At 70.1% G+C, this 24,881-nt stretch carries 20 protein-coding genes; 7 read left to right on the top strand and 13 right to left on the bottom strand.

Annotated features, from left to right (window positions below):
- Positions 1-289 precede the first annotated feature (289 nt).
- On the top strand, positions 290-952 hold the full coding sequence (locus ACW9TB_RS09775) for a TetR family transcriptional regulator (protein ID WP_472747968.1): 663 nt from the start codon (positions 290-292) through the stop codon (positions 950-952).
- On the opposite strand, the gene ACW9TB_RS09770 is transcribed toward ACW9TB_RS09775, so the two are convergent.
- The 3 genes from ACW9TB_RS09770 to ACW9TB_RS09760 form a co-directional block, all read right to left on the bottom strand.
- On the bottom strand, positions 938-2,413 hold the full coding sequence (locus ACW9TB_RS09770; protein ID WP_472747633.1) for an MFS transporter: 1,476 nt from the start codon (positions 2,411-2,413) through the stop codon (positions 938-940). The two genes, ACW9TB_RS09775 and ACW9TB_RS09770, sit on opposite strands and share 15 nt — an antisense overlap.
- A gap of 221 nt (positions 2,414-2,634) precedes the next feature.
- Positions 2,635-3,303, bottom strand: a complete 669-nt coding sequence (locus ACW9TB_RS09765; RefSeq protein WP_472747632.1) for a Crp/Fnr family transcriptional regulator — start codon at positions 3,301-3,303, stop codon at positions 2,635-2,637.
- A 57-nt stretch (positions 3,304-3,360) separates the two neighbouring features.
- Positions 3,361-5,409 carry an adenylate/guanylate cyclase domain-containing protein gene (locus ACW9TB_RS09760; protein ID WP_472747631.1) on the bottom strand — a complete coding sequence of 683 codons (2,049 nt, stop codon included), beginning with the start codon at positions 5,407-5,409 and terminating at the stop codon, positions 3,361-3,363.
- A 241-nt stretch (positions 5,410-5,650) separates the two neighbouring features.
- On the opposite strand from ACW9TB_RS09760, the gene ACW9TB_RS09755 reads away from it, so the two are divergent.
- Positions 5,651-6,622 (top strand): hypothetical protein, encoded by a 972-nt coding sequence (locus ACW9TB_RS09755; protein WP_472747630.1) that lies wholly within the window; start codon positions 5,651-5,653, stop codon positions 6,620-6,622.
- Positions 6,623-6,877: 255 nt separating this feature from the next.
- On the opposite strand, the gene purL is transcribed toward ACW9TB_RS09755, so the two are convergent.
- The 4 genes from purL to purS all read right to left on the bottom strand — a co-directional run bounded on the left by purL (position 6,878) and on the right by purS (position 10,862).
- Positions 6,878-9,133 carry a phosphoribosylformylglycinamidine synthase subunit PurL gene (gene purL / locus ACW9TB_RS09750; protein ID WP_472747629.1) on the bottom strand — a complete coding sequence of 752 codons (2,256 nt, stop codon included), beginning with the start codon at positions 9,131-9,133 and terminating at the stop codon, positions 6,878-6,880.
- Positions 9,130-9,813, bottom strand: a complete 684-nt coding sequence (purQ, locus tag ACW9TB_RS09745; protein WP_472747628.1) for a phosphoribosylformylglycinamidine synthase subunit PurQ — start codon at positions 9,811-9,813, stop codon at positions 9,130-9,132. The genes purL and purQ overlap by 4 nt, the downstream gene beginning before the upstream one ends.
- Positions 9,814-10,006: 193 nt before the next feature.
- The gene (locus ACW9TB_RS09740; protein ID WP_472747627.1) at positions 10,007-10,441 is read right to left on the bottom strand and encodes an ATP-binding protein; all 435 of its coding nucleotides are present in this window, start codon (positions 10,439-10,441) and stop codon (positions 10,007-10,009) included.
- A gap of 175 nt (positions 10,442-10,616) precedes the next feature.
- Entirely contained in the window at positions 10,617-10,862 is a 246-nt protein-coding gene (gene purS, locus ACW9TB_RS09735) for a phosphoribosylformylglycinamidine synthase subunit PurS (RefSeq protein ID WP_472747626.1), read from the bottom strand.
- Between the two features lie 332 nt (positions 10,863-11,194).
- On the opposite strand from purS, the gene pdhA reads away from it, so the two are divergent.
- From pdhA to ACW9TB_RS09710, 5 genes are all read left to right on the top strand, one after another.
- Entirely contained in the window at positions 11,195-12,286 is a 1,092-nt protein-coding gene (gene pdhA, locus ACW9TB_RS09730) for a pyruvate dehydrogenase (acetyl-transferring) E1 component subunit alpha (protein ID WP_472747625.1), read from the top strand.
- Complete coding sequence (locus tag ACW9TB_RS09725; RefSeq protein ID WP_472747624.1) at positions 12,283-13,260, top strand: alpha-ketoacid dehydrogenase subunit beta; 978 nt, start codon at positions 12,283-12,285, stop codon at positions 13,258-13,260. Before pdhA ends, ACW9TB_RS09725 begins: the two co-directional genes overlap by 4 nt.
- A gap of 13 nt (positions 13,261-13,273) precedes the next feature.
- Positions 13,274-14,713 (top strand): dihydrolipoamide acetyltransferase family protein, encoded by a 1,440-nt coding sequence (locus ACW9TB_RS09720; protein WP_472747623.1) that lies wholly within the window; start codon positions 13,274-13,276, stop codon positions 14,711-14,713.
- A gap of 1,031 nt (positions 14,714-15,744) precedes the next feature.
- Complete coding sequence (locus tag ACW9TB_RS09715) at positions 15,745-17,472, top strand: ABC transporter ATP-binding protein (RefSeq protein WP_472747622.1); 1,728 nt, start codon at positions 15,745-15,747, stop codon at positions 17,470-17,472.
- Between the two features lie 113 nt (positions 17,473-17,585).
- Positions 17,586-17,879, top strand: coding sequence for a Dabb family protein (locus tag ACW9TB_RS09710; RefSeq protein WP_472747621.1), 294 nt, complete (start codon positions 17,586-17,588; stop codon positions 17,877-17,879).
- Between the two features lie 223 nt (positions 17,880-18,102).
- Here the strand turns inward: ACW9TB_RS09710 and ACW9TB_RS09705 are convergent, their stop codons facing one another.
- From ACW9TB_RS09705 to ACW9TB_RS09680, 6 genes are all read right to left on the bottom strand, one after another.
- Positions 18,103-18,327, bottom strand: a complete 225-nt coding sequence (locus ACW9TB_RS09705) for a DUF6458 family protein (RefSeq protein ID WP_472747620.1) — start codon at positions 18,325-18,327, stop codon at positions 18,103-18,105.
- A gap of 52 nt (positions 18,328-18,379) precedes the next feature.
- A complete protein-coding gene (locus ACW9TB_RS09700) occupies positions 18,380-19,594 on the bottom strand; it encodes an adenylosuccinate synthetase (RefSeq protein WP_472747619.1) in 1,215 nt (404 codons plus the stop codon).
- 273 nt (positions 19,595-19,867) lie between these two features.
- Positions 19,868-20,824 (bottom strand): hypothetical protein, encoded by a 957-nt coding sequence (locus tag ACW9TB_RS09695; protein ID WP_472747618.1) that lies wholly within the window; start codon positions 20,822-20,824, stop codon positions 19,868-19,870.
- Between the two features lie 52 nt (positions 20,825-20,876).
- Positions 20,877-21,857 carry a lipopolysaccharide kinase InaA family protein gene (locus tag ACW9TB_RS09690; protein WP_472747617.1) on the bottom strand — a complete coding sequence of 327 codons (981 nt, stop codon included), beginning with the start codon at positions 21,855-21,857 and terminating at the stop codon, positions 20,877-20,879.
- Entirely contained in the window at positions 21,854-22,597 is a 744-nt protein-coding gene (locus ACW9TB_RS09685) for an NUDIX hydrolase (protein ID WP_472747616.1), read from the bottom strand. Before ACW9TB_RS09685 ends, ACW9TB_RS09690 begins: the two co-directional genes overlap by 4 nt.
- A gap of 304 nt (positions 22,598-22,901) precedes the next feature.
- Positions 22,902-24,731 carry an acyl-CoA dehydrogenase gene (locus ACW9TB_RS09680; RefSeq protein WP_472747615.1) on the bottom strand — a complete coding sequence of 610 codons (1,830 nt, stop codon included), beginning with the start codon at positions 24,729-24,731 and terminating at the stop codon, positions 22,902-22,904.
- Positions 24,732-24,881: the final 150 nt, after the last annotated feature.

Genomic DNA, 24,881 nt, shown 5'->3' with positions numbered 1-24,881 from the left:
TTTCTATCTCTAACGTATAAAAGCCGCCCCGCTGGCTCCCTGCGAGAGCGGGGCGGCTTCTTCTTTGTATGACGTTTGGCGGCGACATAACGATTACCTGGCAATCCAATGCGTTACATGTGGTTTGGATACTTATCTGTCAAGGTAAGTCATGAAGGTGGCCAGCGAGATCGCTCCCAGTGCCCACCATCTGCGGGTGTCCGTCATTCCCTGTCCTCTACGTTGTACTTATACGTCGTACATGTACGGTGCACAGTGGAACCCGTACGGCGTATAGTTGTCAAGCGTGATGGGGAAACTGACCCGCGAGGCGGTCGTCGAGCAGGCGCTGGAGATCGGTGACGCCGAGGGGCTGCAGGCGGTGACCATCCGGAGGCTCGCCCAGGAGCTGGGCGTCACCCCGATGGCGCTCTACTGGCACTTCAAGAACAAGGAGCAGCTGACCGGCGGCATGGCGGGCCACCTGGTCGAGGGCTTCGTGATCGAGAAGGGCTACACGGGCCCGTGGCAGGAGGGGCTCCGCGAACTCGTCGCGGGCCTGGTCAGGGTGCTCCGGCGCCACCCGTGCGCGGCGGACGTGCTGGACGCGGTGGACCACCTGGAGGTCCCGGCCTTCCTCCAGGTCTGGGACACGGCCCTCGGCCTCGCCAAGCGCGGCGGGTTCTCTCCCGAGGAGAGCTGCATGATCTCCCAGTACCTCCTCAGCGGCGCGATCGCGCTGGCGGCGGGCCCAGGGAGGCGATACCCCGGGCTCTCCGAGCAGGACGCGACCGAGCGGACGCGCCTCAAGCGGCTCAGGCTCCAGTCGTTCCCGCCGGACGTCTACCCGCACATCGTGGAGATGGCCGTCCCCCTCTCCGAGGGCGGCGCTCCCGATCTCTACGACACCTTCGGCGTCGACGTCCTCATCTCCGGCATCGAGACGCTCTCCGCCCGCTCAGGGAACCACTGACCCCGCGCGGCCGGGGCGGGCGAGGGCGGCCGTCAGGGCGCCCGTGAGCGCGACGGCGAACAGGACGGCGTAGGTCCGCTGGAAGCCGGTCATCAGATGCTCGACGGCGACGGGGGAGACGCGCGACAGCGTGCCCGCGTACACCTGCCCGCGCAGCTCGGCGCTGACCGAGCCGGTCAGGACGCTGAGCGTGAGGGCGACGCTCAGCACGATCCCGACGTTCATGATCATGAGCCGGAAGCCGTTCACCACGCCCAGGCTCCCGGGGGGCAGGGTGGACATGACCTGGGTCGTGTTGCCGGTCAGGAAGGTGCCGCTGCCGCAGCCGCACAGGAACAGGCCCGCCCCGATGACCCAGTACGGCGTGGCGGGGGCGGTGTGCAGGAGCAGGACGCCCAGCCCGGTCGCGCTCATCAGGGCGCCGCCCACCGACAGCGCGTACGGCCTGATGCGGCGGCCGAGGGCGCCGGTGATCGGGGAGGCGAGGGCCATGCCGATCGGGACGGGGAGCACGCCCAGGGCCGCGGTGACGGCGTCGACGCCCCTGGCGGCCTGGAAGTAGAGGGCGACCAGCAGGATCAGCGCGGAGCGCGCCAGCGCGTTGCAGAAGGAGGCGAGGTTGGCGAAGGCCAGCACGCGCTCGCCGAACAGCCGCACGTCGAGTACGGGATGCGACGCCCGGCGCTCCACCACGACCAGCACCGGCACCAGTACCGCCGCGATCGCCGCGCCGACGAGCACCACCGGGCTCGACAGGCCGCGCGATCCGGCCTCGGACAGCGCGATCAGGGCCGCGGAGAGGGCGGCGAACACGATCAGGTTGCCGAGCGCGTCCACCGGCTGGCGCGCCCCCCGTGAGACGCGGCGCAGCGTGAACGCGCCCCAGACGAGGGCGATCACCCCCGCGGGCACGTTCATCCAGAAGACCCACTGCCAGCCTGCGGTCTCGGCGATGAGGCCGCCCAGGGTGGGACCGGCGAGCTGGGCGACCGAGAGGGTGCCGATGTAGACGCCCATGCCCTGGCTGAGCCGGTCGGGAGGGAAGGCGTCGGTGATGATCACGGTGCCGTTGGCGAGGATCATCGCGGCACCGACCGCCTGCACCGCGCGCATCGCGATCAGGAACCAGATTCCCGGCGAGAGCCCGGCGAGCAGCGATCCCGTGGTGAACAGGACGAACCCCGCGAGATAGATCTCCCGGCGCCCGAGCAGGTCGGCCACCCGGCCGAAGAACACCAGCGTCGCGGTGTTGACGAGCAGGAAGGCGAGCAGGACCCAGCCCGCCGAGAACGCGTCGGCGTGGAAGTGCCTGACCACGGTGGGGAGCGCCACGTTCAGGGTGCTGCCGGAGATGCCGATCAGGACCAGGCCGAGGCTGGTGACCGAGCAGACCCGCCACGCGTAGCGAAGTTTGGATAGGTATTCGGGGGATCCGGGCAGGTCTTGGGGGATTGCGACCATGACTCCCAGTCTGACGTGCGTCGTACGTCGGCCGTGATCCGATTCCACCCCAAGCGCGTCACTTACACGTTTCACGTACGGGTTCGTCCGGTATCCGGTTCCGCGTCCCGCTTCCGCGTGCCTCACGCGTGCCGAGGGTGTGCCTCCCCTGTCATGGGCAGGCACGCCCCTCCGCCGGTCGTGCGCGCTGGTCGTACGGCGCCGGTCGCGCGGCGCATCTCTCAGCGGGCCCGTTTGCGCAGGCCCTCCATGTCGTGGATGATCACGCGGCGCCGTCCCGTCTCGATCAGCCCGCGATCGCGCAGGGAGCGCAGCGCCTTGCTCACCGCCTCGCGGGAGGCCCCGGTCCATCCGGCCAGCTCGTCCTGGGAGAGGGGCAGCGCCACCCGCACCCCGCCGTTGTCCGGCTCGCCGTACCGTTCGGCCAGCTCGACCAGCCGGGTGGCCACGCGGCCCGTGGTGTCGAACGCGCCGTACTCGATGCGCTTGCGGTCGGAGTCGCGCATCTTGCCGGTCACCATCTGCATCAGCAGTACGGCGACTCTCCCATTGGCTTGTAGATACGAGGAGAAGTCGCGGACCGTGATCCCTTCCACGGGTTCGAGGGCGGTGACCGTGGCGGACCTGGGCAGCCCGTCGATCGCCGCGAACTCGCCGAGCAGCGCCCCCGGCCCTCGCACCGCGAGGACCACCTCACTGCCGACCGCGGTGTGCGAGGACACCTTGACGCGGCCGGAGGTCAGGATGAGCACCCAGTCGCTCACGTCGCCTTCGGTGAACATCGTGGCGCCCCTGTCCCAGCGCCGGGGTCGCCCGATGGCGTACAGGGCCTTTACCTCGTCCTCTGTGAGCAATGTGATGAATTCGCCCGGTTCGGGGGAAGAAGTCATGGCCACCTCCTGGCGATCTCGATTGTGTTCGTACGGCACTCGCGGCGAAAGGTACTTTTACGAGAGTCCAGACAGTACGTAGGCATGGACGGGTTGTTCCCTACCCTTGAGGTTGAGCGGGCCCAGGGACCGGGTCTTGGCCTGGGGGCCGATGAGGTCGAGGGTGCTCTGGCCGATCACGACGCTGCCGGGCTCGGCGATCCCCTCGAGGCGGGCGGCCACGTTGACGCAGTCGCCCATCGCGTTGAACCCGCGCAACTCGGGGCTGCCGATGTTTCCGACGAGCGCCTCACCGGTGTTGACGCCAATTCTGAAGCGAGGATATCCGGGCATTCCCGCCGCGATCTCCTCGGCCGCCTCCTGCATCGCCAGGCCCGCCCGCACCGCGGCGAGGGCGTGGTCCTCCTGCCGGGCGGGGGCGTTGAACAGCGCGAGCAGCGCGTCGCCCACGAACTGCACGATCGTGCCGCCGTTGCCGAGCACGATGGGCACGGCCGCGGTGTGGTAGCGGTTCAGCATCTCGACGATCTCGCCGGGCGCCACCCGCTCGGAGAAGCTCGTGAAGCCCTTCAGGTCGGCGAAGAGCGCGGTCAGCTCCACCAGCTCGCCGCCGAGCGCGGCGGTCTGCGGGTCGGCGAGCAGCGACTGGGCGACGTCCGGCGACATGTACTGCCGGAAGAGGGTCTCCAGCTCGCTGTAGAGCCGGGCGTTCTCCAGGGAGATGGACAGCTGACCGGCCAGCGTGGCGGCGAGCGCCTCGTCCTGCGGGGTCCTGCCGATCGGCACCTCCAGCGCCCCGGCGAGCCTGCCCTTCACCGTCAGCGGGTGGAGGACCTTCCCCTCCAGCCGGATCGGCCGGTCCTCGGGGAAGTCCCGCTGGCCGTACTCCTTGGAGCTCACGGTGACCCGGCCGTTGTCGACCAGCTTGATCCGTACGTCCCCGTACGCCTGCCGCACGCGGTCGAGGCCCTGGGCCAGCATCTCCTTCTCCGGCAGGCCCACGCGGGCCTGCCTGCCGATGTCGACCAGCGCCGCGAGCCGGTCGCTCAGCTCCCGCTCGTTGGCCAGCGCCTCGCCCGCCCGGTCGAGCACCGCCACCTGCGACTCGGTGAGCCCGAACTTGCCCGCCAGCCTGTTCGCGATCGGGACCTTGCTCTCCTCCCTGTTGCGAAGGTGGCCGACGAGCTCCTCCAGGGCGGCCTCGTAGTCGGCCCTGATCCTGCGGACCGTCGCCGACAGCGCCACCGAGTCGAACAGCCCCGAGCTGGTGCCCTCCCGCCGGAACTGCAGGTAGGCGCTGTAGGCGACGAAGACGAACGCGGTGGTCAGCAGCGCGTGCCACATCCACCACGACAGGTGCCAGTTGCGGTGGGACAGCCCCGCGACCAGCGCCTCGGCGAGCAGCGCGTACGCGGTGACCAGGCTGATCAGCACGACCGCCGGACGCCTGCGGTGCAACTGGAAGATCATCGCCGACGCCGCCGCGAACAGGGCCACCCCGATCCACTCCACGCCGCCCAGGCCGATCCCCTCGGGGGGTGAGCCGCTGAGCGGGGTGAGGCCCGGCACCAGGCAGGCCACCCCCCACAGGGTGATCAGGGCGGCGAGACCGCCGCGCAGCCACAGCTGGTTCCTCAGTACGGTCTCGGCCGCCCGCTCGCCCAGGGGCAGTGCCGATGTGAACGCGAACACCGAGGCCACGAGGAGACCGACCGGGTGGGAGAGATCGAAGCCGTAACTCGTTTTGTCCAGGATGATCGTTGGCGTGGTCAGCCCGTGCACCAGGAACGATCCCGCGCCGCTCAGGAAGACCAGCGAGACCAGCAGCAGCCGGGCGTCCGCCCGCCGGGCCGACGCCTCGCCGACCATGAGGCCGAGGACCAGGTTGATCCCGGCGATGGTGATGATCAACCAGAAATGGCTGGGATTGTCTTGTAAGACGATGTTCAGATCGGGTTCGGCCAGCAACAGCCAGAGCCCGAGCATCGGCAGCGCCAGATGTAACACCCACACCACGGTGCGGATCGGCTGGGTCGCCGGTGGCAGGTACGGTTCCCGCCGGGCACGGTCTTCCGTGACCGTGTCTGTCGGGTTGATGGTCGGCACGGTGGCCTCCGCGTCTGGAGAACCCTGTTGGTTCCCTGTCTTGTTCGTCCACGCCCAGCGGGCGGGTTCCCCCGAACGGTCCGATTATCCCGTACGCGACCGGTGTCGGCGGGCGAGTTAATCGCCGGGTTCCGACGCCGAAGCGTGATGTTCGAAATGCCAACCGCTGGAACGTTTGAAACGTGTACTACGTGTATCCCTCCCACCACACCAGGCTCTGGTGTCGCAGAAAGGAAGCCCAGTGGCTACCAAGTTGCCGGGCGGACGCGCGCTCGCCGCCGTGACCGTTGGCGTGCTCGTCGGAACGCTGTTCACCGCGGGCGGCAGCGCCGTCGCCTCGTCGGCGGGGGCGGAGATCCACGCGTGCGTCCACAAGCAGACGCGCTACACCCGGATCGTCAACGCGACGGCCAAGTGCAAGCCGACCGAGGTCCGGATCAGGTGGGGCCAGACGACCCAGGGCCAGCAGGGCATCGCCAGCGCCGGTCCCGAGGGCCCGCGAGGCGCGCAGGGCCTGAAGGGCGACGCCGGGCCGCAGGGGCCTCAGGGCCCGCAGGGCCCGCGCGGTCTCAGGGGTGCCACCGGACCGCAGGGCGTCAAGGGCGACGTCGGCCCGCAGGGTGTCAAGGGCGCCGACGGGGAGAAGGGCGCCACCGGCCCGCAGGGGCAGCAGGGCGAGGACGGCAAGCCGGGCGCCCAGGGTGCCACGGGTCCCAAGGGTGACGACGGCAAGCCCGGTGTCCAGGGTCCCGCCGGTCCCAAGGGCGACGACGGCAAGCCGGGCGCCCAGGGTCCCGCGGGCCCGAAGGGCGACGACGGCAAGGACGGCAGGAACGGCCGCGACGGCGACGACGGCAGGAACGGCCGCGACGGCAAGGATGGCAAGGACGGTAAGGACGGCGCCCCCGGTGGCGCGCTGAGCACCTACATCAAGAACCAGGGCTTCAACCTCAGCAACGACGGCAGCGCCTCGGTCAGCTGCAACAGCGGCGACGTCGCGACCGGCGGCGGCTACGCCCTCAGCTCCGTCAAGTCCTTCGTGGTCACCGGGACCTACCCGTCCTCGGCATCCAGCTGGACGGTGAGCCTGGACAGGGAATACGCGAACCTGGACGGCGCCAGGAGCTCCGAGAGCAACGGCCAGGGCGCCCAGCAGCAGTCCGGCGGCGCCTCCGCCAGGGGCAACGTCTACGTGGTCTGCGTGAAGAAGTAACCCTCCGGCGCGGGCCCGGTCGTCCGATCCGCCGGGCCCGTCCGCGGAGACCCCTCCGACCCGTTCGCGGGAACGCGACGGACGGGCGGCGCGGCGGGGACCCACGGTCCTCACCGCGCCGCCCTCCGGCGCCAACCGTGTGATCCACATAGATCGGCCGGGCCCCTCACCGTCACGTGACGGCGAGGGGCCCGGCCCATGAGTGCCCCGTACCTCCGTACGGAGGACGTGCTGAGCGCCTCGTACGGAGGACGGTCAGCCGAAGATGCCCGGCAGGGTGGACGTGTGGGTCTCCCTGAGCTGGGTGATCGGGATGTCCAGGACGCCCGCCACCCTCAGGGAGTCGCCGCCGGTGGTGCCCAGGCCGTAGCAGGGCACCTCGCGGGCCACGCACAGCTCCGCGAAGGCGTCGAACGACTCCGGCGCGACGGTCACCAGCGCGCGGGCCGACGACTCGCTGAACAGGCCGACGAACGCGTCGTCACCCGTGAGGGAGACCTCGCAGCCGACGCCCTGGGCGATGCAGGCCTCGGCGAGGGCGATGGCCAGCCCGCCGTCCGACAGGTCGTGGGAACCGGTCAGCAGTCCCCGCGAGGCGGCCTCGGCCAGGACGAGGGCGAGGTCGCGCTCCGACTCCAGCCGCGCCACGGGCGGCAGGCCGCCGAGGTGGCCGTGGGCCACGTGCGCCCACTCCGAGCCGCCGAACTCCTCCTCGGTGTCGCCGAGCAGGACGATCCTGTCGCCGTCGCCGGTGAAACCGGTCCGTACGCGCGTGGCCACGTCGTCGATGACGCCCAGCACGCCGACGACCGGCGTCGGGTGGATCGGGACGGACCCCGTCTGGTTGTAGAACGAGACGTTGCCGCCGGTCACCGGCACACCGAGGATCTTGCAGGCGTCGGCGAGACCGCGCACGGCCTCGGCGAACTGCCACATGACCTCGGGGTCCTCGGGGGAGCCGAAGTTGAGGCAGTTGGTCACCGCCAGCGGCGTCGCGCCGGTCACGGCCACGTTCCGGTACGCCTCGGCGAGGGCGAGCTGGGCCCCCGCGTACGGGTCGAGGCGGGCGTAGCGGCCGTTGCCGTCGGTGGCCAGCGCGATGCCCCTGGTCGTCTCCTCGGCACCGGGCATGGCCTCGCTGATACGCAGCACGCCCGCGTCGGCGGGCTGGGCCAGCACGGTGTTGCCCCGGACGTACCGGTCGTACTGGGAGGTGACCCACTCCTTGGAAGCGAGGTTCGGCGAGCCGAGGAGCTCCAGCAGGGCCGCGCGCAGGTCGGCGGGGCGGTCGAGGCGGCCGGGGTCGTCGGCGTTCAGCGCGACCTGGCCCGCGGGCTCGTGGAACGGCCGCTCGTAGACCGGACCCTCGTCGGCCGCGGTGCCCGGCGGGATGTCGACGATGGTCTCGCCGTGCCAGGTCATCACGAGGCGGCCTCCGTCGGTGACCTCGCCGATCACGGTCGCGGGGATGTCCCACTTCGCGCAGATCGCCATGAAGGCGTCGATGTCGTCGGGGGTGACGACCGCCATCATGCGCTCCTGCGACTCGCTCATCAGGATCTCCTCGGGCCGCAGCGACGGATCGCGCAGCGGGACGAGGTCGAGCCTGACGTCCATGCCGCCGGTGCCCTTGGCCGCCAGCTCGGTGGTCGCGCAGGAGACCCCGGCGGCGCCGAGGTCCTGGATGCCGACGACCACGTCCGCCTGGTACAGCTCCAGGCAGCACTCGATCAGCAGCTTCTCCATGAAGGGGTCGCCGACCTGGACGCTGGGGCGCTTGGCCTGCGACTCGTCCTCGAAGGTGGCCGAGGCCAGCACGGACGCGCCGCCGATGCCGTCGGGGCCGGTCAGCGCGCCGAACAGGACGACCTTGTTGCCCGGTCCGGGAGCCACCGCGAGCTTGATCTGGTCCTTGCGCAGCAGGCCCACGCACAGGGCGTTGACGAGCGGGTTGCCGATGTAGCAGGGGTCGAAGACGACCTCGCCGCCGATGTTGGGCAGGCCCAGGCAGTTGCCGTAGTGGCTGATGCCCTCGACCACGCCGGGCAGCACCCGCCGGGTGTCGTGGGCGTCGGCCGCGCCGAAGCGGAGCGCGTCCATCACCGCGATCGGCCGGGCGCCCATCGACATGATGTCGCGGACGATGCCGCCGACGCCGGTCGCCGCGCCCTGGTGGGGCTCGACGTAGGACGGGTGGTTGTGCGACTCGATCTTGAAGGTGGCGGCCCAGCCGTCGCCGATGTCCACGACCCCGGCGTTCTCCCCCATGCCGACGAGCAGCGCCGCCGACTCGGGGGCCTTGGTGCCGAACTGCCGCAGGTGCACCTTGGACGACTTGTAGGAGCAGTGCTCGCTCCACATGACGCTGTAGATGGCCAGCTCGGAGCCGGTGGGCCGACGGCCGAGGATCTCGCGGACCCGCTCGTACTCGTCGATCTTCATGCCCAGCTCGGCGTACGGCTGGCGCTCGTCGGGGGTGTCCTCGGCCCGCTTGACGGTGTCGAGACTCATGCGTTCACCAGCTTCTTCAGGATCGAGGAGAAGAACGCGCGCCCGTCCGTGCTCGGGGCGCCGGTGAGGTCCTCGACGGCGTGCTCGGGGTGCGGCATGAGGCCGACGATGTTTCCGGCCTCGTTGCGGATGCCCGCGATGTCGTTCAGGGAGCCGTTGGGGTTGCCGCCCGCGTACCGGAAGACGACCTGGCCGCCCGCCTCCAGCGCGCCCAGGGTCGCCTCGTCGGCGACGTAGCGGCCCTCGCCGTGCTTGATCGGCAGCACGATCTCCTGGCCCTCGGTGAAGTCGGAGGTCCAGGGGGTGGCGGTGTTCTCGACCCGGATGCCCTGGTCGCGGCAGATGTAGTGCAGCCCGGCGTTGCGCATCAGCGCCCCGGGCAGCAGGTGGGCCTCGCAGAGGATCTGGAAGCCGTTGCAGGTGCCGAGCACCGGCAGTCCGGCCCTGGCGGCGGGGATCAGCTCCTCCATCAGCGGCGCGAACCTGGAGATGGCCCCGCAGCGCAGGTAGTCTCCGTAGGAGAACCCGCCCGGCAGGAAGACCGCGTCCACCCCCTTGAGATCGGGGTCCGCGTGCCACAGCGGGACGGCTTCGCCACCCGCGTGGCGCACGGCGCGGGCCGCGTCCTGATCGTCAAGAGTTCCGGGAAAAGTGACCACGCCCACGCGGGCAGCACTCATGACAGCGTTCCCCTCCACACACGAGCGCCGCGCCGACGTCTCACACACTCGGACGTCGGTCTGCGGCGGTGCTCCCAGGCTATCCGCTCCCGGCGAGCGGTCAGGCGCCGAGTGTCCGATCGCACAGCTCAGCGGGTGACGGGCGGGGTCCGGGTACGGCCTCTGTGAGGCGTACGGCTGTGCTCGGAGGGCTTTATACGGCGGCGAGCACCCGGTCGCGGGAGTAGACGGCGTCGGCGTCCCAGGCGAGATGCTTGCGCAGGTGCACGACGGTGCCCCGGCCGGGCGTGATGTCGAAGGAGATCTCGTCCACCACGGCCTGCATGATCAGCAGGCCCCTGCCGTTCTCGACGTCGGTCGGCGGGTAGTGCTCCGGCACCCGGACGAGGCCCTGGCCCCGGTCGATGATGCGGACGTCGCAGCGGTCGTGCCCGATGGCGGTCTCGACCTCGTAGCGGTTGGCCGGACCCCCGTGCCGTACGGCGTTGGCGCACGCCTCGGTCACCGCCAGCAGGATGTCGGCGACGCAGTCTTCCGTGACACCGAGCGAGCGCAGGGAGTCACCGAGCGCCCTGCGGACCATCGGAATGCCGACGGCCTGTCGTGGCAGAGCCAGCGAGAACTCCATGTCCACCGGTTTCCTCCCGGGGTCAGACGTCACCTCGTGAAGGCTTCCCTGCAGAATCCGGGCTAACCGCAAAATAACCGTAATGTTATTGACTGGTGGTCAAGCCGTGGGATTGCTCCATCCACAAAGGTGGATATAGCCGGATCTGGGCGGTTGATCGGCGTGGAGTGACGGCCTAGGGCTCGACGGTGACGGTGTAGTCCTCGATCACCGTGTTGGCGAGCAGGGTCTCGGCCATTTTTCGGACGTCCGCAAGTGCCGCCTCGTCGGCGGGCCCTTCGAGCTCCACCTCGAACCGCTTGCCCTGCCGTACCGCTGAGACACCGGAGAAGCCGAGGCGCGGCAGTGCGCGGGCGATCGCCTGCCCCTGCGCGTCGAGAATCTCGGGCTTCAGCATGACGTCGACGATGACGCGCGCCACGGTGTTCCTCCTGGTTGAGACGGGGACGGTCCGGCGCCTCAAGAGTAACGGCCTCCGGCCGCACTCCGGCGCGGGGGCCGAACCCTTCCCGTACGCGGGAAAGGCCGGGGGCCGCTCCGCGCCACGCGGACGAAACGGGCGGGTGAAAGCGAACGCGCGGGGAACGGGGAGCATATGGACGCCGAGGCAGGTCTTGCGCACATGTATGTGACCTCTGCCACGATGGCCACAAGCGCGGACGAACCACCACCAGACGGGTCGAACGCGTCGCGAATCGGCCGGACGGCGGTGGAGAACCCATCCAGACGGCCCCGAGCACACAGGAGCGGCACGTGACAGCCGACGCCTCTCGTGGTGCGGAAGCACCTCCGGAGCTCATACAGCTGCTGACCCCCGAGGGAGAACGGGTCGAGCACCCCGACTACGACATAGACCTGACACCCGAGGAGATCTGCGGGCTCTACCGGGACCTGATCATGGTCCGTCGCGTCGACCTGGAGGCCGTGGCCCTGCAACGCCAGGGCGAGCTGGGTCTCTGGGCCTCGCTGCTCGGCCAGGAGGCCGCGCAGATCGGTTCCGGCCGGGCGCTGACCGAGGCCGACATGGCGTTCCCGACCTACCGCGAGCACGGGGTGGCCTGGTGCCGGGGCGTCGACCCGGTCAACCTGCTCGGCCTGTTCCGAGGCGTCAACCACGGAGGCTGGGACCCCGCCGAGCACAACTTCCACCTCTACACCATCGTGATCGGCAGCCAGACCCTGCACGCGGTGGGCTACGCCATGGGCGTCCAGCGCGACAGCGCCGAGGCCGCCACCATCGTCTACTTCGGCGACGGTGCCACCTCCCAGGGGGACGTGAACGAGTCGTTCATCTGGGCGTCGGTGTTCAACGCGCCGGTGGTGTTCTTCTGCCAGAACAACCAGTGGGCCATCTCCGAGCCGCTGGAGAAGCAGACGCGCATCCCCCTGTACCGCAGGGCCAGCGGGTTCGGGTTCCCCGGTGTCCGGGTCGACGGCAACGACGTCTTCGCCTGCCTGGCCGTCACCCGCAAGGCGCTGGCCGACGCCAGGTCCGGGCAGGGGCCCATGCTGATCGAGGCCTTCACCTACCGGATGGGTGCCCACACCACCTCCGACGACCCGACCCGCTACCGGGTGGCCGCCGAACTGGAGGCGTGGAAGCTCAAGGACCCGATCGAGCGGGTCAGGGCCTACATGTTCAAGAACCAGATCGCCGACCAGGACTTCTTCGACGCGGTCGAGGCCGAGGCCGACGAGCTGGGACGGGACGTCCGCAAGCGCTGCCTCGAACTGCCCGACCCCGAGCCGCTCGCCATCTTCGACAACGTCTACGCCGAGCGGCACCCCCTGATGGACGCCGAGCGTGCCGAGTTCGCCACCTACCTGGAGGGGTTCGAGGCATGAGCATTCTCACGATGGCGAAGGCGCTCAACGAGGGAATGCGCAAGGCCATGGAGGACGACCCCAAGGTCCTCGTCATGGGCGAGGACGTGGGCAAGCTCGGCGGGGTGTTCCGGGTGACGGACGGCCTGCAGAAGGACTTCGGCGAGCAGCGGGTCATCGACACCCCCCTGGCCGAGTCGGGCATCGTCGGGACGGCCATCGGCCTCGCGCTGCGCGGCTACCGCCCGGTCTGCGAGATCCAGTTCGACGGGTTCGTCTTCCCCGCCGCCGACCAGATCATCACGCAGCTCGCCAAGATGCCGCTGCGCTCGCTGGGCAAGCTGAAGCTGCCGGTCGTCGTACGGATCCCGTGTGGCGGGGGCATCGGCGCGGTGGAGCACCACAGTGAGTCGCCCGAGGCGTACTTCACCCATACCGCGGGCCTGCGCGTCGTGGCCTGCTCCAACCCGGCCGACGCCTACACCATGATCCAGCAGGCGATCCGCTGCGAGGACCCGGTGGTCTTCTTCGAGCCCAAGCGGCGCTACTGGGAGAAGGCCGAGGTGGACGTCGACTCCTCCACCTGGACCCCCTTCGACGAGGCCAAGGTGGTACGGCCCGGGACGGACGTCACCCTGCTCGCGTACGGGCCGATGGTGAAGACCTGCCTGGAGGCCGCCAAGGCGGCCGAGGAGGACGGCCGTTCCCTGGAGGTCGTGGACCTGCGCTCGCTCAACCCGCTCGACATCGGGAGGGTCACGGAGTCGGTACGCCGGACCGGGCGTTGCGTCGTGGTGCACGAGGCGCCCGTCTTCAACGGCTTCGGCGCCGAGGTCGCCGCCCGCGTCACCGAGGAGTGCTTCTACCACCTGGAGGCCCCGGTCCTGAGGGTCGGAGGACCCTCCACCCCTTATCCGCCCTCGCGGCTTGAAGACCACTACCTGCCCGACCTGGACCGGGTCCTGCACGCCGTCGACCGCGCGTTCGCGTTCTGAGGAGGGGCCGGAGATGAAGGAGTTCAAGCTCCCCGACGTGGGAGAGGGCCTGACCGAGGCGGAGATCGTCCGCTGGCACGTGAAGACCGGGGATCCGGTCAAGATCAACCAGATCATCGTGGAGATCGAGACCGCCAAGGCCGTCGTCGAGCTTCCCTGCCCGTTCGAGGGCGTGGTGGCCGCGCTGATGGCGGACGAGGGCGAGGTCGTGGACGTCGGCAGGCCGATCATCTCGGTGGACGATGGCACGGGCACTCCTCCGGCCCCCGCCCCCGCCCCGGATCCGGCGGCGGATCGGACGGAGGCCCTGGCCGACGACATGGTGCCGACCCCACCGGCCGAGGTCCGGCAGCCGGTGCTGGTGGGCTACGGCGTCAAGCCGGGCACGGCCAAGCGCCGTCCCCGCAAACCGTCCACCCCCGGCGGTACGTCCGGTGAGTCCGGTGCGTCTTCTGGTACGTCTTCCGGGGCGACGCGGCCCGTTGAGGCGGTGCCGTCCGGCGCGAACGGGCCTGTGAACGGACCCGGTCCGAGCGGGTCCGGTGCGGGCGCGGTCCTGGCGAAGCCCCCGGTGCGCAAGCTCGCCAGGGACCTGGGGGTCGACCTGGCCTCCCTGGTGGGAACCGGCCCGCACGGCTCGATCACCAGGGACGACGTCCAGGCCGCGCTCTCGGAGAACCTGGAGGGCTCCGAACGTGGCGTCCAGGCGGCGCCCGTACGGCCGCGGGTACCGGCCGCGACCTGGGAGGGCGAGGACGAGGAGCGGATCCCGGTCAAGGGGGTGCGGAAGGCGACCGCGCAGGCCATGGTGGCCTCCGCGTTCACCGCGCCGCACGTGACGGAGTTCCTCCAGGTCGACGTGACGGCGACCATGGACGCGGTCCAGCGTCTTCGCGGGCTGCCCGACTTCGCCGAGGTCAAGGTCTCCCCGCTGCTCATGGTCGCCAAGGCCGTGCTCGTCGCCGCCCGCCGCTATCCGATGATCAACTCTGCCTGGGACGAGGCCCGCCAGGAGATCGTGATCAAGCATCGCGTCAACCTGGGCATCGCCGCGGCCACCCCGCGCGGCCTGCTCGTCCCCAACGTCAAGGACGCCCACCGCCTGTCGCTGCCCGATCTGGCCGGTGCCCTCGGAGCCCTCGCCGAGACCGCGAGGGCGGGCCGTACCCAGCCCGCCGACATGGCGGGGGGCACGATCACGATCACCAACGTGGGCGTCTTCGGGGTGGACGCGGGCACCCCGATCCTCAACCCGGGCGAGTCGGCGATCCTGGCCTTCGGGCAGGTCAGGGACATGCCGTGGGTGGTGGACGGGCAGGTCGTACCGCGCAGGGTCTGCACGCTCGCCCTCTCGTTCGACCACCGGGTGGTGGACGGGCAGCTCGGCTCGCTGTTCCTTCGCGACATCGGCGCCATGCTGGAGGACCCGCTCCGCATGCTCGCCTGGGGCTGACCCCGCGCCGTCCACGGGTCCGCCCTCCCGAACGATAGGGGGCGGACCCGTGGCGGGCTCGTGGGGGTTTTGAGCGGTGCGGGCCCGTGGAGGGTTTTGAGCGGGACGGACTCGTGGAGAGAGCCGGAGCGGGACGGATCCGTGGACTCGACGCGCGGACGGTTCGGAGCCGGATGGGCCCGCGGAGGGTTTTCCCGTCCCGGGGGAGCGGGCGCGTGCGAACCCCGGGGCCCGGCGAGGGGCGGTCCCTCCCGTGTGTTCTCCCAGGAGACGCGGCCGGTTTTCCCGGGGACACGGCCGGTTTTCCCGGGAGGCGCGGCCGGAAGCTCTCCGGAAAAGAACCCCGTGGGCGTCCTTTCCCGTGCCCGCGCGGACGGCTTTCCCCTTCGTACCCGTCGGGAAGGTGGGGTCGGAGGAGTCTTCCGATATATCCCGGAGCACTTGCCCGACATTTCCTGGTTTCGCAGGCCAATTATCTCGTTTGGAAACGGGCGAGGGCCCGCCCGCCCGCCGGGGCGCCGCGTGGGCCGTCACCCGGGCGGTAATGGGAAACCTCTTTTTGTCTCCTGTGGATCAAGCTTTAGGATGCGTATCCCCAGCTCAGGCGGGGCTGTGGGGCGACCCTTCGAAGTTGGTTCAGGCTTTACCTCCAATACGTTTTATGGCTTTTACGAATGGCTTGTTAAAACATCTTTAATGCGCGCTGAATTTGGCGATTTGTCTGGGTATGAGTGCTACTGTCGTGATTGGTAAGCGCGACAAGCTCAGTACGAAGGGGGAAGCCATGACTTTCAGGCAGCTCTTCCCGACTGGCCGGTTCTTGGAGTGGGGAGGCGGCTGGGGCTGCTGTCGTCGCCGTCGCCGCTGTGGGTGCGGTTGTGGGTGCGGCGGTGGCGGTGGCGACGGGTGGTGGTGGTAGGCCGGATCCGGTGCTAGCGGAAACAAATGAGAGCCGGCGGGTCAACCGTCGGCTCTCATTCTCAGAATCGCTCTCGCCCCACGGGGCGAGAGCCGCCGTACGCCGTCCTCCGGTGGCGCCGACGGTCACCATCCGCAGGACCTTCCGGGAGTTCTGGCCGTACACCCGGGGCATCCGCCACCTGCTCGTGGCCGGTGGCGTGCTCGCCATCGTCGCGGCCGTCTGCGAGGTCGCCGCGATCGGCCTGTTCGGGCACATCACGGACGAGGTTCTCAGCAAGCAGAACCTGGGGGCCTTCTGGTTCCCCGCCGCCGCCTGGCTGGGCCTCGCGGCCCTCGCGGGACTGGTCTCCTTCGTGGGCTCCTATCTCACGGCCCTGGGCGGTGAGCGCTTCCTGCTGCGGTTGCGCGACAGGGTGTTCGAGCACATCCAGACGCTCACGCCCGACTTCTTCGACAACCGCCGCCTGGGTGACCTGATGGCCAGGCTCACCGACGACATCGAGGCCATCGAGGAGCTCATCGGCTCCGGCCTCGTCAAGCTCTTCACCACGCTCGTCAGCGTCGTCTTCTTCGCCGGTGCCGCCTTCTACATCAGGTGGGACCTGGCGCTGCTGACGTTCCTGCTGATCCCGGCCTTCCTGCTGGTCTCCAAGGCCTTCGCGAGCAGGTTCAGGACCGTGTCGGCGCGCGAGCGGCTCAGCAACGGGATCATGAACAGCGTCATCGAGGAGGGCCTGTCCAACCAGTCGCTCGTCCAGTCCTACAACCGCCAGGGCGCCGAGGCCGAGCGGCTGCACTCCGAGGGAAACACCTGGATGCGGGCCAACGTGGCGCAGGCGTGGCTCTCCTCCCTGTACGGGCCCGTCGTGCAGGTCATCGAGACCGTCTGCCTGATCGCCATTCTCGGGTTCGGCGCGTGGGAGATCTCCTCGGGACGCCTCACCATCGGCGGCCTCCTCGCCTTCGCCGCCTATCTCGCCTACCTCTATCCGGCGGTGCAGAGCCTGGGACAGATCGCCCTCACCGTCTCCGAGGCGGCGGCGGGCTCCGACCGCGTCATCGAGATCCTGACGACCCGGCCGACCGTCACCGACCGCGCCGACGCCGTTCACATGGGGCGCGGGCGAGGCCACATCGAGTTCCAGGGGGTCGGTTTCACCTACCCGAACAGGAGAAGGCCCACGCTGCGGGACCTGTCCTTCGCCATCGAGCCGGGGGAGCTGGTCGTGTGCACCGGGCCCAGCGGGGTGGGCAAGTCCACGCTCGCGAAGCTCCTGCTGCGCTTCCACGACCCCAGCGGGGGACGCGTCCTTCTCGACGGGATGGACATCCGGGACCTGTCGCGCGAGTCGCTGCGTGACAACATCACCATCCTGCAGCAGGAGAGCCTGCTCTTCTCCGGGACCGTACGCGAGAACATCGCCTACGGGAGCCCCGGCGCGGACCCGGACGCCGTCGTCAGGGCCGCCGTGATGGCGGACGTCCACGACTTCGTCACCACGCTTCCCCTGGGGTACGACACGCCGATCGGGCAGCGCGGCCGGTTGATGTCGGGCGGGCAGCGTCAGCGGATCGCCATCGCCAGGGCCATCCTGCGCGACGCGCCCGTGCTCGTCCTCGACGAGCCGATGACGGGCCTCGACGCGCCCACCGCGGCACGGATCATGGAACCGCTCAAGAGGCTCATGGCCGGGCGCACGACCATCCTGATCACCCATGACCTCAGGTTCATCCCCGAGGCGGCCCACAAGATCGTGCTCGAAGCCGTGCCGAGACGCTCCAGCCAGATAAGGATCAAGTCCGCCAGGCGCCGGGGATCCGCACCGCGCCCGGCCTGAGCGCGGATTCGGCGCCCCCGGTGTCGCCGGGGGCGCCGCCGGGTCCCGGCACGCCTGGCCGTACGCTGGCCGGGCGCTCAGGGCACCTGGGGCACCCGAGGAAAGGGAAGATCATGTTCCGGCATGTCGTGCTGTTCACCTGGACGGAAGAGGCCACCGAGGAGCAGAGGGCCAGGGTCGCCACGGAGCTCGGCAAACTGCCCGGGGCCATCACGGAGATCCGTGCCTACACCCTCGGCCCCGACGCGGGCCTGAACCCGGCCAACCAGCAGTTCGCCCTGGTCGCGGACTTCGACAGCGCCGACGACTTCGTCGTCTACCGCGACCACCCGCTGCACCAGGCCGTGATCGCCGAGCACATCAAGCCGATCGTGGCCTCGCGCTCGGCGGCGCAGTTCGAGGTCTAGAACGGCACCCCCGGGAACGCGAGCGAAGCGGGAGGACCGGGGCACCGAGCGGCCGTCACAGGCGGGAGGGGAGATTCGCGTCGGCGTGGCGCGGGCGTGTGCGCGTCCGGGACAGGACGGCCAGCCCGGCCACAATCGGGCTGATACCGGCGGCGGAGCGGGTCGTCGAGCGGCGCAGGCCGTACGCCCCGCCGCGACCCGGTGGACGTACGCGACCACCGCGCTAGATCTCCGGCGGGTTGTTCTCGCGGTGCATCAGGCGGTCCTCGGACGTGTGCCCGCGCTTGGGGGCCATCACGATGCTCAGCACGATCCCGACGGCACCGACGATCATGAAGATCAGGCCGATCACGTCGATGTGCACGGCCTCACCGAGGACGTCGGGATCGATGGCGAAGCGGAGGATGGCGCCGAGCGTGAGAAAGAAGATGCTGACCCCGACACCCATGGGTTCCTCCGCGTAAGGCCGTACGCCAGGTAAAGAGAGAGTCCGGGGTTGGTCATACCCTCTCAGGCGTGATCACACCACCGAGGAGGGTCTTGTCTGCGGCCGTGGGCCCCGACGAGCCCAGCCACACCGGCACCTTGAGGGCCTCCGCCACCGCCGAGGGCCAGTCGTCGATCCCGTCGGCGTAGCGCGGCCCGGCCCCTCGCAGCCGTTCCGTCAGCCCGGCCTGCCCGTCGAGGTCACCCGCCGCGCCCACCGGAAGCTCGCCGATGTCGTACGAGACGCACATCCGCGACACCGGCGCGTCCAGGTGGGTGAGCGCGAGGGCGTCGGCCCCGCCGGAGACCGCGAGCGCGTAGCGGTGGGCCACCGCGTCGAAGTGGCCGGTACGGAAGGGCCCCTGCCAGGGGCCGGTCCCGTTGTGGGCCTCGGGCGGCGCGAGCCCCGCGTCCTCGGTGACCAGCGGCCCCGGGCCGTGCCGGGGGGTGTACGTCCGCAGCACGCCCAGCCGCATGGCGGGCGTCCCGTCGAGCAGCTCCAGCGCGTTGGCGAAGGTCGTCGTGCTCCAGGTGGTGTACGGGTGGAAGCCGTGCCACTCGTCGAGCAGCACGCCCTGCGCGCCCTCGAAGACCACGGGCCGCCTGCGCAGCAGCGCGGTCATGAACGAGGAGCCGACCAGGATCACCCGCTCGGCGAACGCCCGGTAGGCGTCGACGCAGTCCTCCACGGGCGGCCCGGTCACCCCCAGGGCCTCGCGGAGCGCGCGCAGCTTGCGGGCGAGCCGGACCGGCTCCTCGCAGTCGCCCGCGACCGGCGCGAGATCGGGGTGCTCCAGGGCGTAGGCCATGGTCTCGCCGACGCCCATCCCGCACGACCCGTGCCGGTCCGCACCGCGCGCCAGCTCCCTGGCCCGCCCCGCCGCCACGTGGTACGGCGTGGCGAGCAGGGCCTCCCGGTCCACGGTGAGCAGGCAGAACGGGTCGGGGACCCCCAGTTTCTCCAGGTGGGCCGCCTCCCCGGCCAGCGACAGCGGATCCACGACCATGAACCTGGACAGGTGGGTCGGCACCCCCCTGAACGTGCCCGCCCCGAACTGCGCGAACGTGTGGTGCCTCCCGTCGGGCAGGACGACGTTGTGGCCCGCCTGCCCGCCCCCGTTGAACCTGACGACCGCCTGGACGGGCTCACGGGCACAGAGCCAGTCGACGACGGTGCCCTTCCCCGCGTCGCCGTACCCGAGGTCGGTCACGATCACGTGCTCACGCATACGGCCACCCGTTCACCCTCGTCTCCTCCTCTTCCTCGTTCTCCCCGGCGACTCTTTCCCCCGGAACCCCCGCCGCGTCCTTCACCGGGAGCCCCCGGAGGGCCCTCCGCCGAAACCCCTGTCGAAAGCCCTCCGCCGGAACCCCCTTCGCCGTTCCCGCGCACCGCAGGTTCCTCCCCGGCGAGGCGTCGTCCCCGCCGGGGAGGAACCTTCTCCCCTCGTGGTGGCACTCCCCGCCGCTTTCGCGGTGGCCGCCGCACGGCGGGGAGGTCTTCAGAGCCGCATCACGCCGCTGTCGCCACCCAGGTCGAGCCCGTCGGCCACCACGAGGGTGCCCCGGTCGAGTTCGGCGAGGGCCTTGCCCACGGCGGTTCCGGCGTTCGAGCCGAGCTCGTCGAGGTCGTCCAGCCCTTCTCGCAGGTCGATGGCGTCCTCGCCGAGGCCGACGGTGAGCGCGATGGTCTCGCAGACCGCGTCCAGGTCGTCCAGCTCCAGCACGTTCTGGCCGAGCAGCTCGCGCCAGGCGGCCAGCACCCGGCCGTCCCCGGCGTAACTCGCTCCGGCCGGGAGGATGTAGTAGACGTCGTAGATCCTGGTCAGCTCGGCGACCATGTCCTTGGTCGGGATGTCGCGCCGGAGCCGCTCACCGATCACCTTCTCGACCTCCCGCCGCCTGACCTGCGGGTAGGGCAGCTCGTCGCCGATGATGAACAGGTAGCCCCGGCGGCCCCGCTTCTCGAAACAGTCGATCGAGGTGTGCCTGGCCATGAAGTACATCGCCAGCTCGTACGACTCGGTCATCTGGCCGCCGCCCCCGCCCTCAAGCAGGATCTTGCCCAGGTGCTCGTCCATCCGGTTGTCGGACTCGAACTGGCCGACCTGCAGCGGGGCCCGGTCACAGGTGGCGTCGCCGATCGCGCCGAAGAGGATCTGCGGGTCGGTGGCGTACCCCTTGCGGAGCAGCAGCCCGAGCAGGTCGGGCAGCTTGGTCTGGAGGGTGCGGGGCACCCCGCCCATCGAGCCGGTCACGTCGAACAGGACGGCCACGGCCAGGGAGTTGGGGTGCTCGGCGGAGTCGCGGCTCTCGCGGAGCGCCACCCCGTGCGGGTCGAGGTCGGGGTGAGCGGAGCGGGCGCCGCTGTCGCTGTAGGCGAAGGCGCTCGAACCCTTGGCCGCGCGGTAGCTCGCGGCGGCGGAGTAGACGTCGGTGGACCAGATTCCGCTTCCCACGGGTGATCTCCTCGGATCAGAGGTGGAACGTTCTATGGAGTCGTTACGAAGGTCAGAGATGGAGCGGCCGGTACTTCCTCGGCCCGTACAGGTCGTCGAGCAGGTCGTCGAGCTCTCCCAGCAGCCGCCACGCGTCGTTCGGCGGGCTGAGCAGGCTGCCCCTGACGAAGTTCCTGACCGAGGTGGGGACGCGGTCGCCCATGAGGGCGGCCACGCAGCGGGTCGCGAGGTTGATGTCGGTGGCCGGGGTCGCGGGCTTCCTGGCCAGGACCCCGGGCGGGTAGTCGTCGCGGTGCCTGGCCACGAGGGCGGTGATCGGGGTGCCGACCGGGACCGACTGGCTCCAGTCGACGAGCACCAGCCCGTGGTCGAGCGGGTGGACGAGGACGTGGTGCCCGAACACCGCGCCGTGCACGACCCCCGCGCGGTGGGCCGCGCCGACGACCACCAGCAGCCGCCGCCAGATCCACGCCGCGTCCCGTACGTCCAGCACCGGCCGCCGCCGCCGGACCTCGTCCAGGCTCAGGAACCCGTCCGGCACCCGGCTGATCACGTTGGCCTGCCGCTCGACCCCCTCCGACCGGTGCCGGAACGACTCCACCAGGCGGGGGACGTACGGCAGGAGCAGCGGGTCGCCGTCGCGTGCGATCGTCTCCAGGGACTCCGCCTCGCGGCGCATGAGGTCGTTGTCCGCGTGGCTGCGCGGGAGCTTGAGCAGCGTGTCGGGGCCGCTCTCGTAGAGCACGGCAGACGCGCCCCGCCGGAAGACGCCCCCGATCCGGTAGGTGCCCCGCCTGGTGGTGATCACCGTCTCCTTGGCCCGCTCCGGGGTTCCCTTCGAGCCCCCGTCACGGGCCGCCCACAGTCTCGCCAGCCGGGTGAACGCCTCGGCCGCCTCCGCCCCCGGCGCGAGGTCGGGGTGCAGCAGCCTCGCCAGCCTCCGGTACGCCCGGTGGGGGGAGTCCCCGCCGAACAGGTCGTCGGGCGTGTGGGCGGCGGTCACCAGCGCGATCGCCTCGGCCGTGGTGGTCATCTGATCTGTTCCTCCCTGGCGGGCCGCAACAGGGCGGGGTGCAGGAGCCGGGCGTCCCCGGCCCGGTAGAGCTTGGCGCGCGGGCCGCCCCTGGCCCCGCCGCTCTCGGTGGTCTCGCCGGTGCTCTCCACGAAGCCGGGCACCGACAGGATCTTGCGGTGGAAGTTGCCCGCGTGCAGCGGCACTCCCCAGACCGTCTCGTAGACACCGCGCAGCTCGGAGATCGTGAACCTCTCACCGGCGAACGCGGTGGCCAGCGGGGTGTACTCCAGCTTGCCGCGCGCCCGCTCCAGCCCGTGCGCCAGGATGCGGTCGTGGTCGAACGCGAGCTCGGGCAGCTTGTCGACCGGGTGCCAGGAGGCGTCGGCCGCGTCCGAGCCCGCCCGGGGATCGGGCAGGTCCGGGGCGAACGCCAGGTAGGAGACCGACACGACCCGCATCCGCGGATCACGCTCGGGCGCCCCGTAGCTGGCGAGCTGCTCGATGTGCGTTCGACCCGACGGCCCGGACAGCCCCGTCTCCTCGGCCAGCTCCCGCGCCGCGGCCTGCGGCAGATCCTCTCCCGGCCGGATGAACCCGCCGGGTAGCGCCCACAGCCCCGCATGGGGTTGCTCGGCCCGCCTGATCAGCAGAACGCGCAACCCGCCCCCGCGAATCGTCAGCGCCACCACGTCGACCGTCACCGCGACCGCCGGGTATGCCCGAGGGTCGTAACCGGCCAGGAATTCGGATTCATCCATCACATGTCCTTCTCAACTTGAGACAATCTCAGTATGAGAATAACAGAGGGTCGTTGTCAATGACTTTGCCGTGATCCATCCTTTTCGTCCTCCCCGGCTTCCTGCCGAACGGCACGGACCAGCGGTGAACCCGCCGTCCCGGGACGCCCGTACGGTCGCGTCACGAAGCGGGGAGCCGGAAAACGGACGAGGGACCGGCTCCGTGAGAACGGGGCCGGTCCCTCGTCGTGCCTGCCGCGGGAGCAGGTGATCGTCGGGCCTGAGGCAGCGGGGCTCAGGCCGGGTCAGGTCGCCTTCGGCCGGGTCAGAAGGCCTCTTCGGGGAGTTCCATCAGGTCCTGGTCGGTGGCGTCGAGCGTACGGCGCTCGGCGGCGATCCGGGGCAGGACGGTCTGGGCGAAGAACGCCGCCGCGGAGACCTTGCCGGTGTAGAAGGCGTGGTCGCTTCCCTCGGTGGCCGAGCCCAGCGCGGTCAGGGCCACCTCCGCCTGGCGCAGCAGCAGCCAGCCGATCACCACGTCGCCCAGGGCGAGCAGGAACCGGGTGGTGTTGAGGCCGACCTTGTAGACCTCCTGCGGGGTCTCCAGCGAGCCGATCGCCCAGCCCGCCATGGTGTCGGCCATGGCCTTGACCTCGTCCGCGGCCTCGCCCAGGAGCTTGCGCCCCTCCTTCAGCCGCCCGTTGCCCGCCTCGGAGGCGGCGAAGGCCTTCACGTCGCCGTACAGCGAGCCGAGGGCGGCCCCCTGGTTGCGCAGGACCTTGCGGAAGAACAGGTCCAGGCCCTGGATCGCGGTGGTGCCCTCGTAGAGGGAGTCGATCTTCGCGTCCCTGATGTACTGCTCGATCGGGTAGTCCTGCAGGTAGCCGGACCCGCCCAGGGTCTGCAGCGAGCGGGCCAGCAGCTCGTACGAGCGCTCGGAGCCGACACCCTTGACCAGCGGGAGCAGCAGGTCGTTCATCGCCTCGGCGTGCTCGTTCCTGCGGCCCTCGTGCTCGGCGATCAGCACGTCGTCCTGGTAGGTGGCGGTGAGCATGACCAGGGCCCGCATGCCCTCGGCGTACGACTTCTGGAGCATCAGCTCCCGGCGTACGTCCGGGTGGTGGGTGATCGTCACGCGCGGGGCCGACTTGTCGGCCATCTGGGTGAGGTCGGCGCCCTGCACCCGCTGTTTGGCGTAGGCGAGGGCGTTGAGGTAACCGGTGGAGAGCGTGGCGATCGCCTTCGAGCCGACCATCATCCGGGCGTGCTCGATGATCATGAACATCTGCTTGATGCCCTCGTGCACCTCGCCGATCAGCGTGCCCACGGCCGGGCGCTCGCCGCCGAAGGTGACCTCGCAGGTCGTGGAGACCTTGAGCCCCATCTTCTTCTCGACGTTGGTGACGTGGACGCCGTTGCGCTCACCGAGCTCGCCGGTCTCCAGGTCCACGTGGTACTTCGAGACCAGGAACATCGACAGGCCCTTGGTGCCGACGCCGTGCCCCTCGGGGCGGGCCAGCACCAGGTGGAAGATGTTGTCGGACAGGTCGTGCTCGGCGCTGGTGATGAAGCGCTTCACGCCCTCGATGTGCCAGGTGCCGTCGTCCTGCCGTACGGCCTTCGCGCGGCCCGCGCCCACGTCGGAGCCCGCGTCCGGCTCGGTGAGCACCATGGTGGCGCCCCACTGGTTCTCGATGGCCAGCTCGGCGTAGCGCCGCTGGTCCTCGGTGCCGATCGTGTGCAGGATGTGGGCGAAGGCAGGGCCGCTGGAGTACATCCAGATGGCGGGGTTGGAACCGAGCACCAGCTCGGCCAGGGCCCAGCTCACACTGCTCGGCAGGCCGGGACCGCCCATCTCGATGGGAAGGCCGAGGTTGGTCCAGCCCGCGTCGCGGTAGGCGGCGAAGGACTTCTTGAAGCCCTCCGGCATCGTCACCGTCGAGGTGGCGGGGTCGAACACCGGCGGCGTCCGGTCGCCCTCCTCGAAGGAGTCGGCGAGCACGCCCGTGGCGAGACGGTTGACCTCTTCCAGGACACTCCGCACGACGTCCTCGTCCAGATCGGCGTAGGGGCCGGTGCCCAGGATGTCCCGTCGCCCGAAGACCTCGAAGAGGTTGAACTCCAGGTCACGGACATTGCTCTTGTAGTGGCCCATGGGGTTTGCTCCTTGAAACCGGGGGTCCGGAACTGTCCATACTCGCCAGTAACGTTACCTGTAATGCTACCCGTGAGTAACCCCTAGAAAACAACCCCTACTAGGACGTTCGTCACGCCGCCTGGAGACGCTCCAGAGCCCGATAGAGGG

This window comes from Streptosporangium sp. H13245, from assembly GCF_055690525.1.
Note: the sequence above shows the minus strand (reverse complement) of the source record. Positions and strands in the feature narration are given on the sequence as shown.

Coding starts and splice junctions, on each gene's coding strand:
- ACW9TB_RS09680 (WP_472747615.1), bottom strand. CDS start 24,731: ATGGGCCACTACAAGAGCAATGTCCGTGACCTGGAGTTCAACCTCTTC.
- ACW9TB_RS09705 (WP_472747620.1), bottom strand. CDS start 18,327: ATGGGTGTCGGGGTCAGCATCTTCTTTCTCACGCTCGGCGCCATCCTC.
- ACW9TB_RS09765 (WP_472747632.1), bottom strand. CDS start 3,303: ATGACTTCTTCCCCCGAACCGGGCGAATTCATCACATTGCTCACAGAG.
- ACW9TB_RS09775 (WP_472747968.1), top strand. CDS start 290: ATGGGGAAACTGACCCGCGAGGCGGTCGTCGAGCAGGCGCTGGAGATC.
- ACW9TB_RS09725 (WP_472747624.1), top strand. CDS start 12,283: ATGAGCATTCTCACGATGGCGAAGGCGCTCAACGAGGGAATGCGCAAG.
- purQ (WP_472747628.1), bottom strand. CDS start 9,813: ATGAGTGCTGCCCGCGTGGGCGTGGTCACTTTTCCCGGAACTCTTGAC.
- ACW9TB_RS09770 (WP_472747633.1), bottom strand. CDS start 2,413: ATGGTCGCAATCCCCCAAGACCTGCCCGGATCCCCCGAATACCTATCC.
- ACW9TB_RS09710 (WP_472747621.1), top strand. CDS start 17,586: ATGTTCCGGCATGTCGTGCTGTTCACCTGGACGGAAGAGGCCACCGAG.
- ACW9TB_RS09690 (WP_472747617.1), bottom strand. CDS start 21,857: ATGACCACCACGGCCGAGGCGATCGCGCTGGTGACCGCCGCCCACACG.
- ACW9TB_RS09720 (WP_472747623.1), top strand. CDS start 13,274: ATGAAGGAGTTCAAGCTCCCCGACGTGGGAGAGGGCCTGACCGAGGCG.
- ACW9TB_RS09740 (WP_472747627.1), bottom strand. CDS start 10,441: ATGGAGTTCTCGCTGGCTCTGCCACGACAGGCCGTCGGCATTCCGATG.
- purL (WP_472747629.1), bottom strand. CDS start 9,133: ATGAGTCTCGACACCGTCAAGCGGGCCGAGGACACCCCCGACGAGCGC.
- ACW9TB_RS09700 (WP_472747619.1), bottom strand. CDS start 19,594: ATGCGTGAGCACGTGATCGTGACCGACCTCGGGTACGGCGACGCGGGG.
- ACW9TB_RS09685 (WP_472747616.1), bottom strand. CDS start 22,597: ATGGATGAATCCGAATTCCTGGCCGGTTACGACCCTCGGGCATACCCG.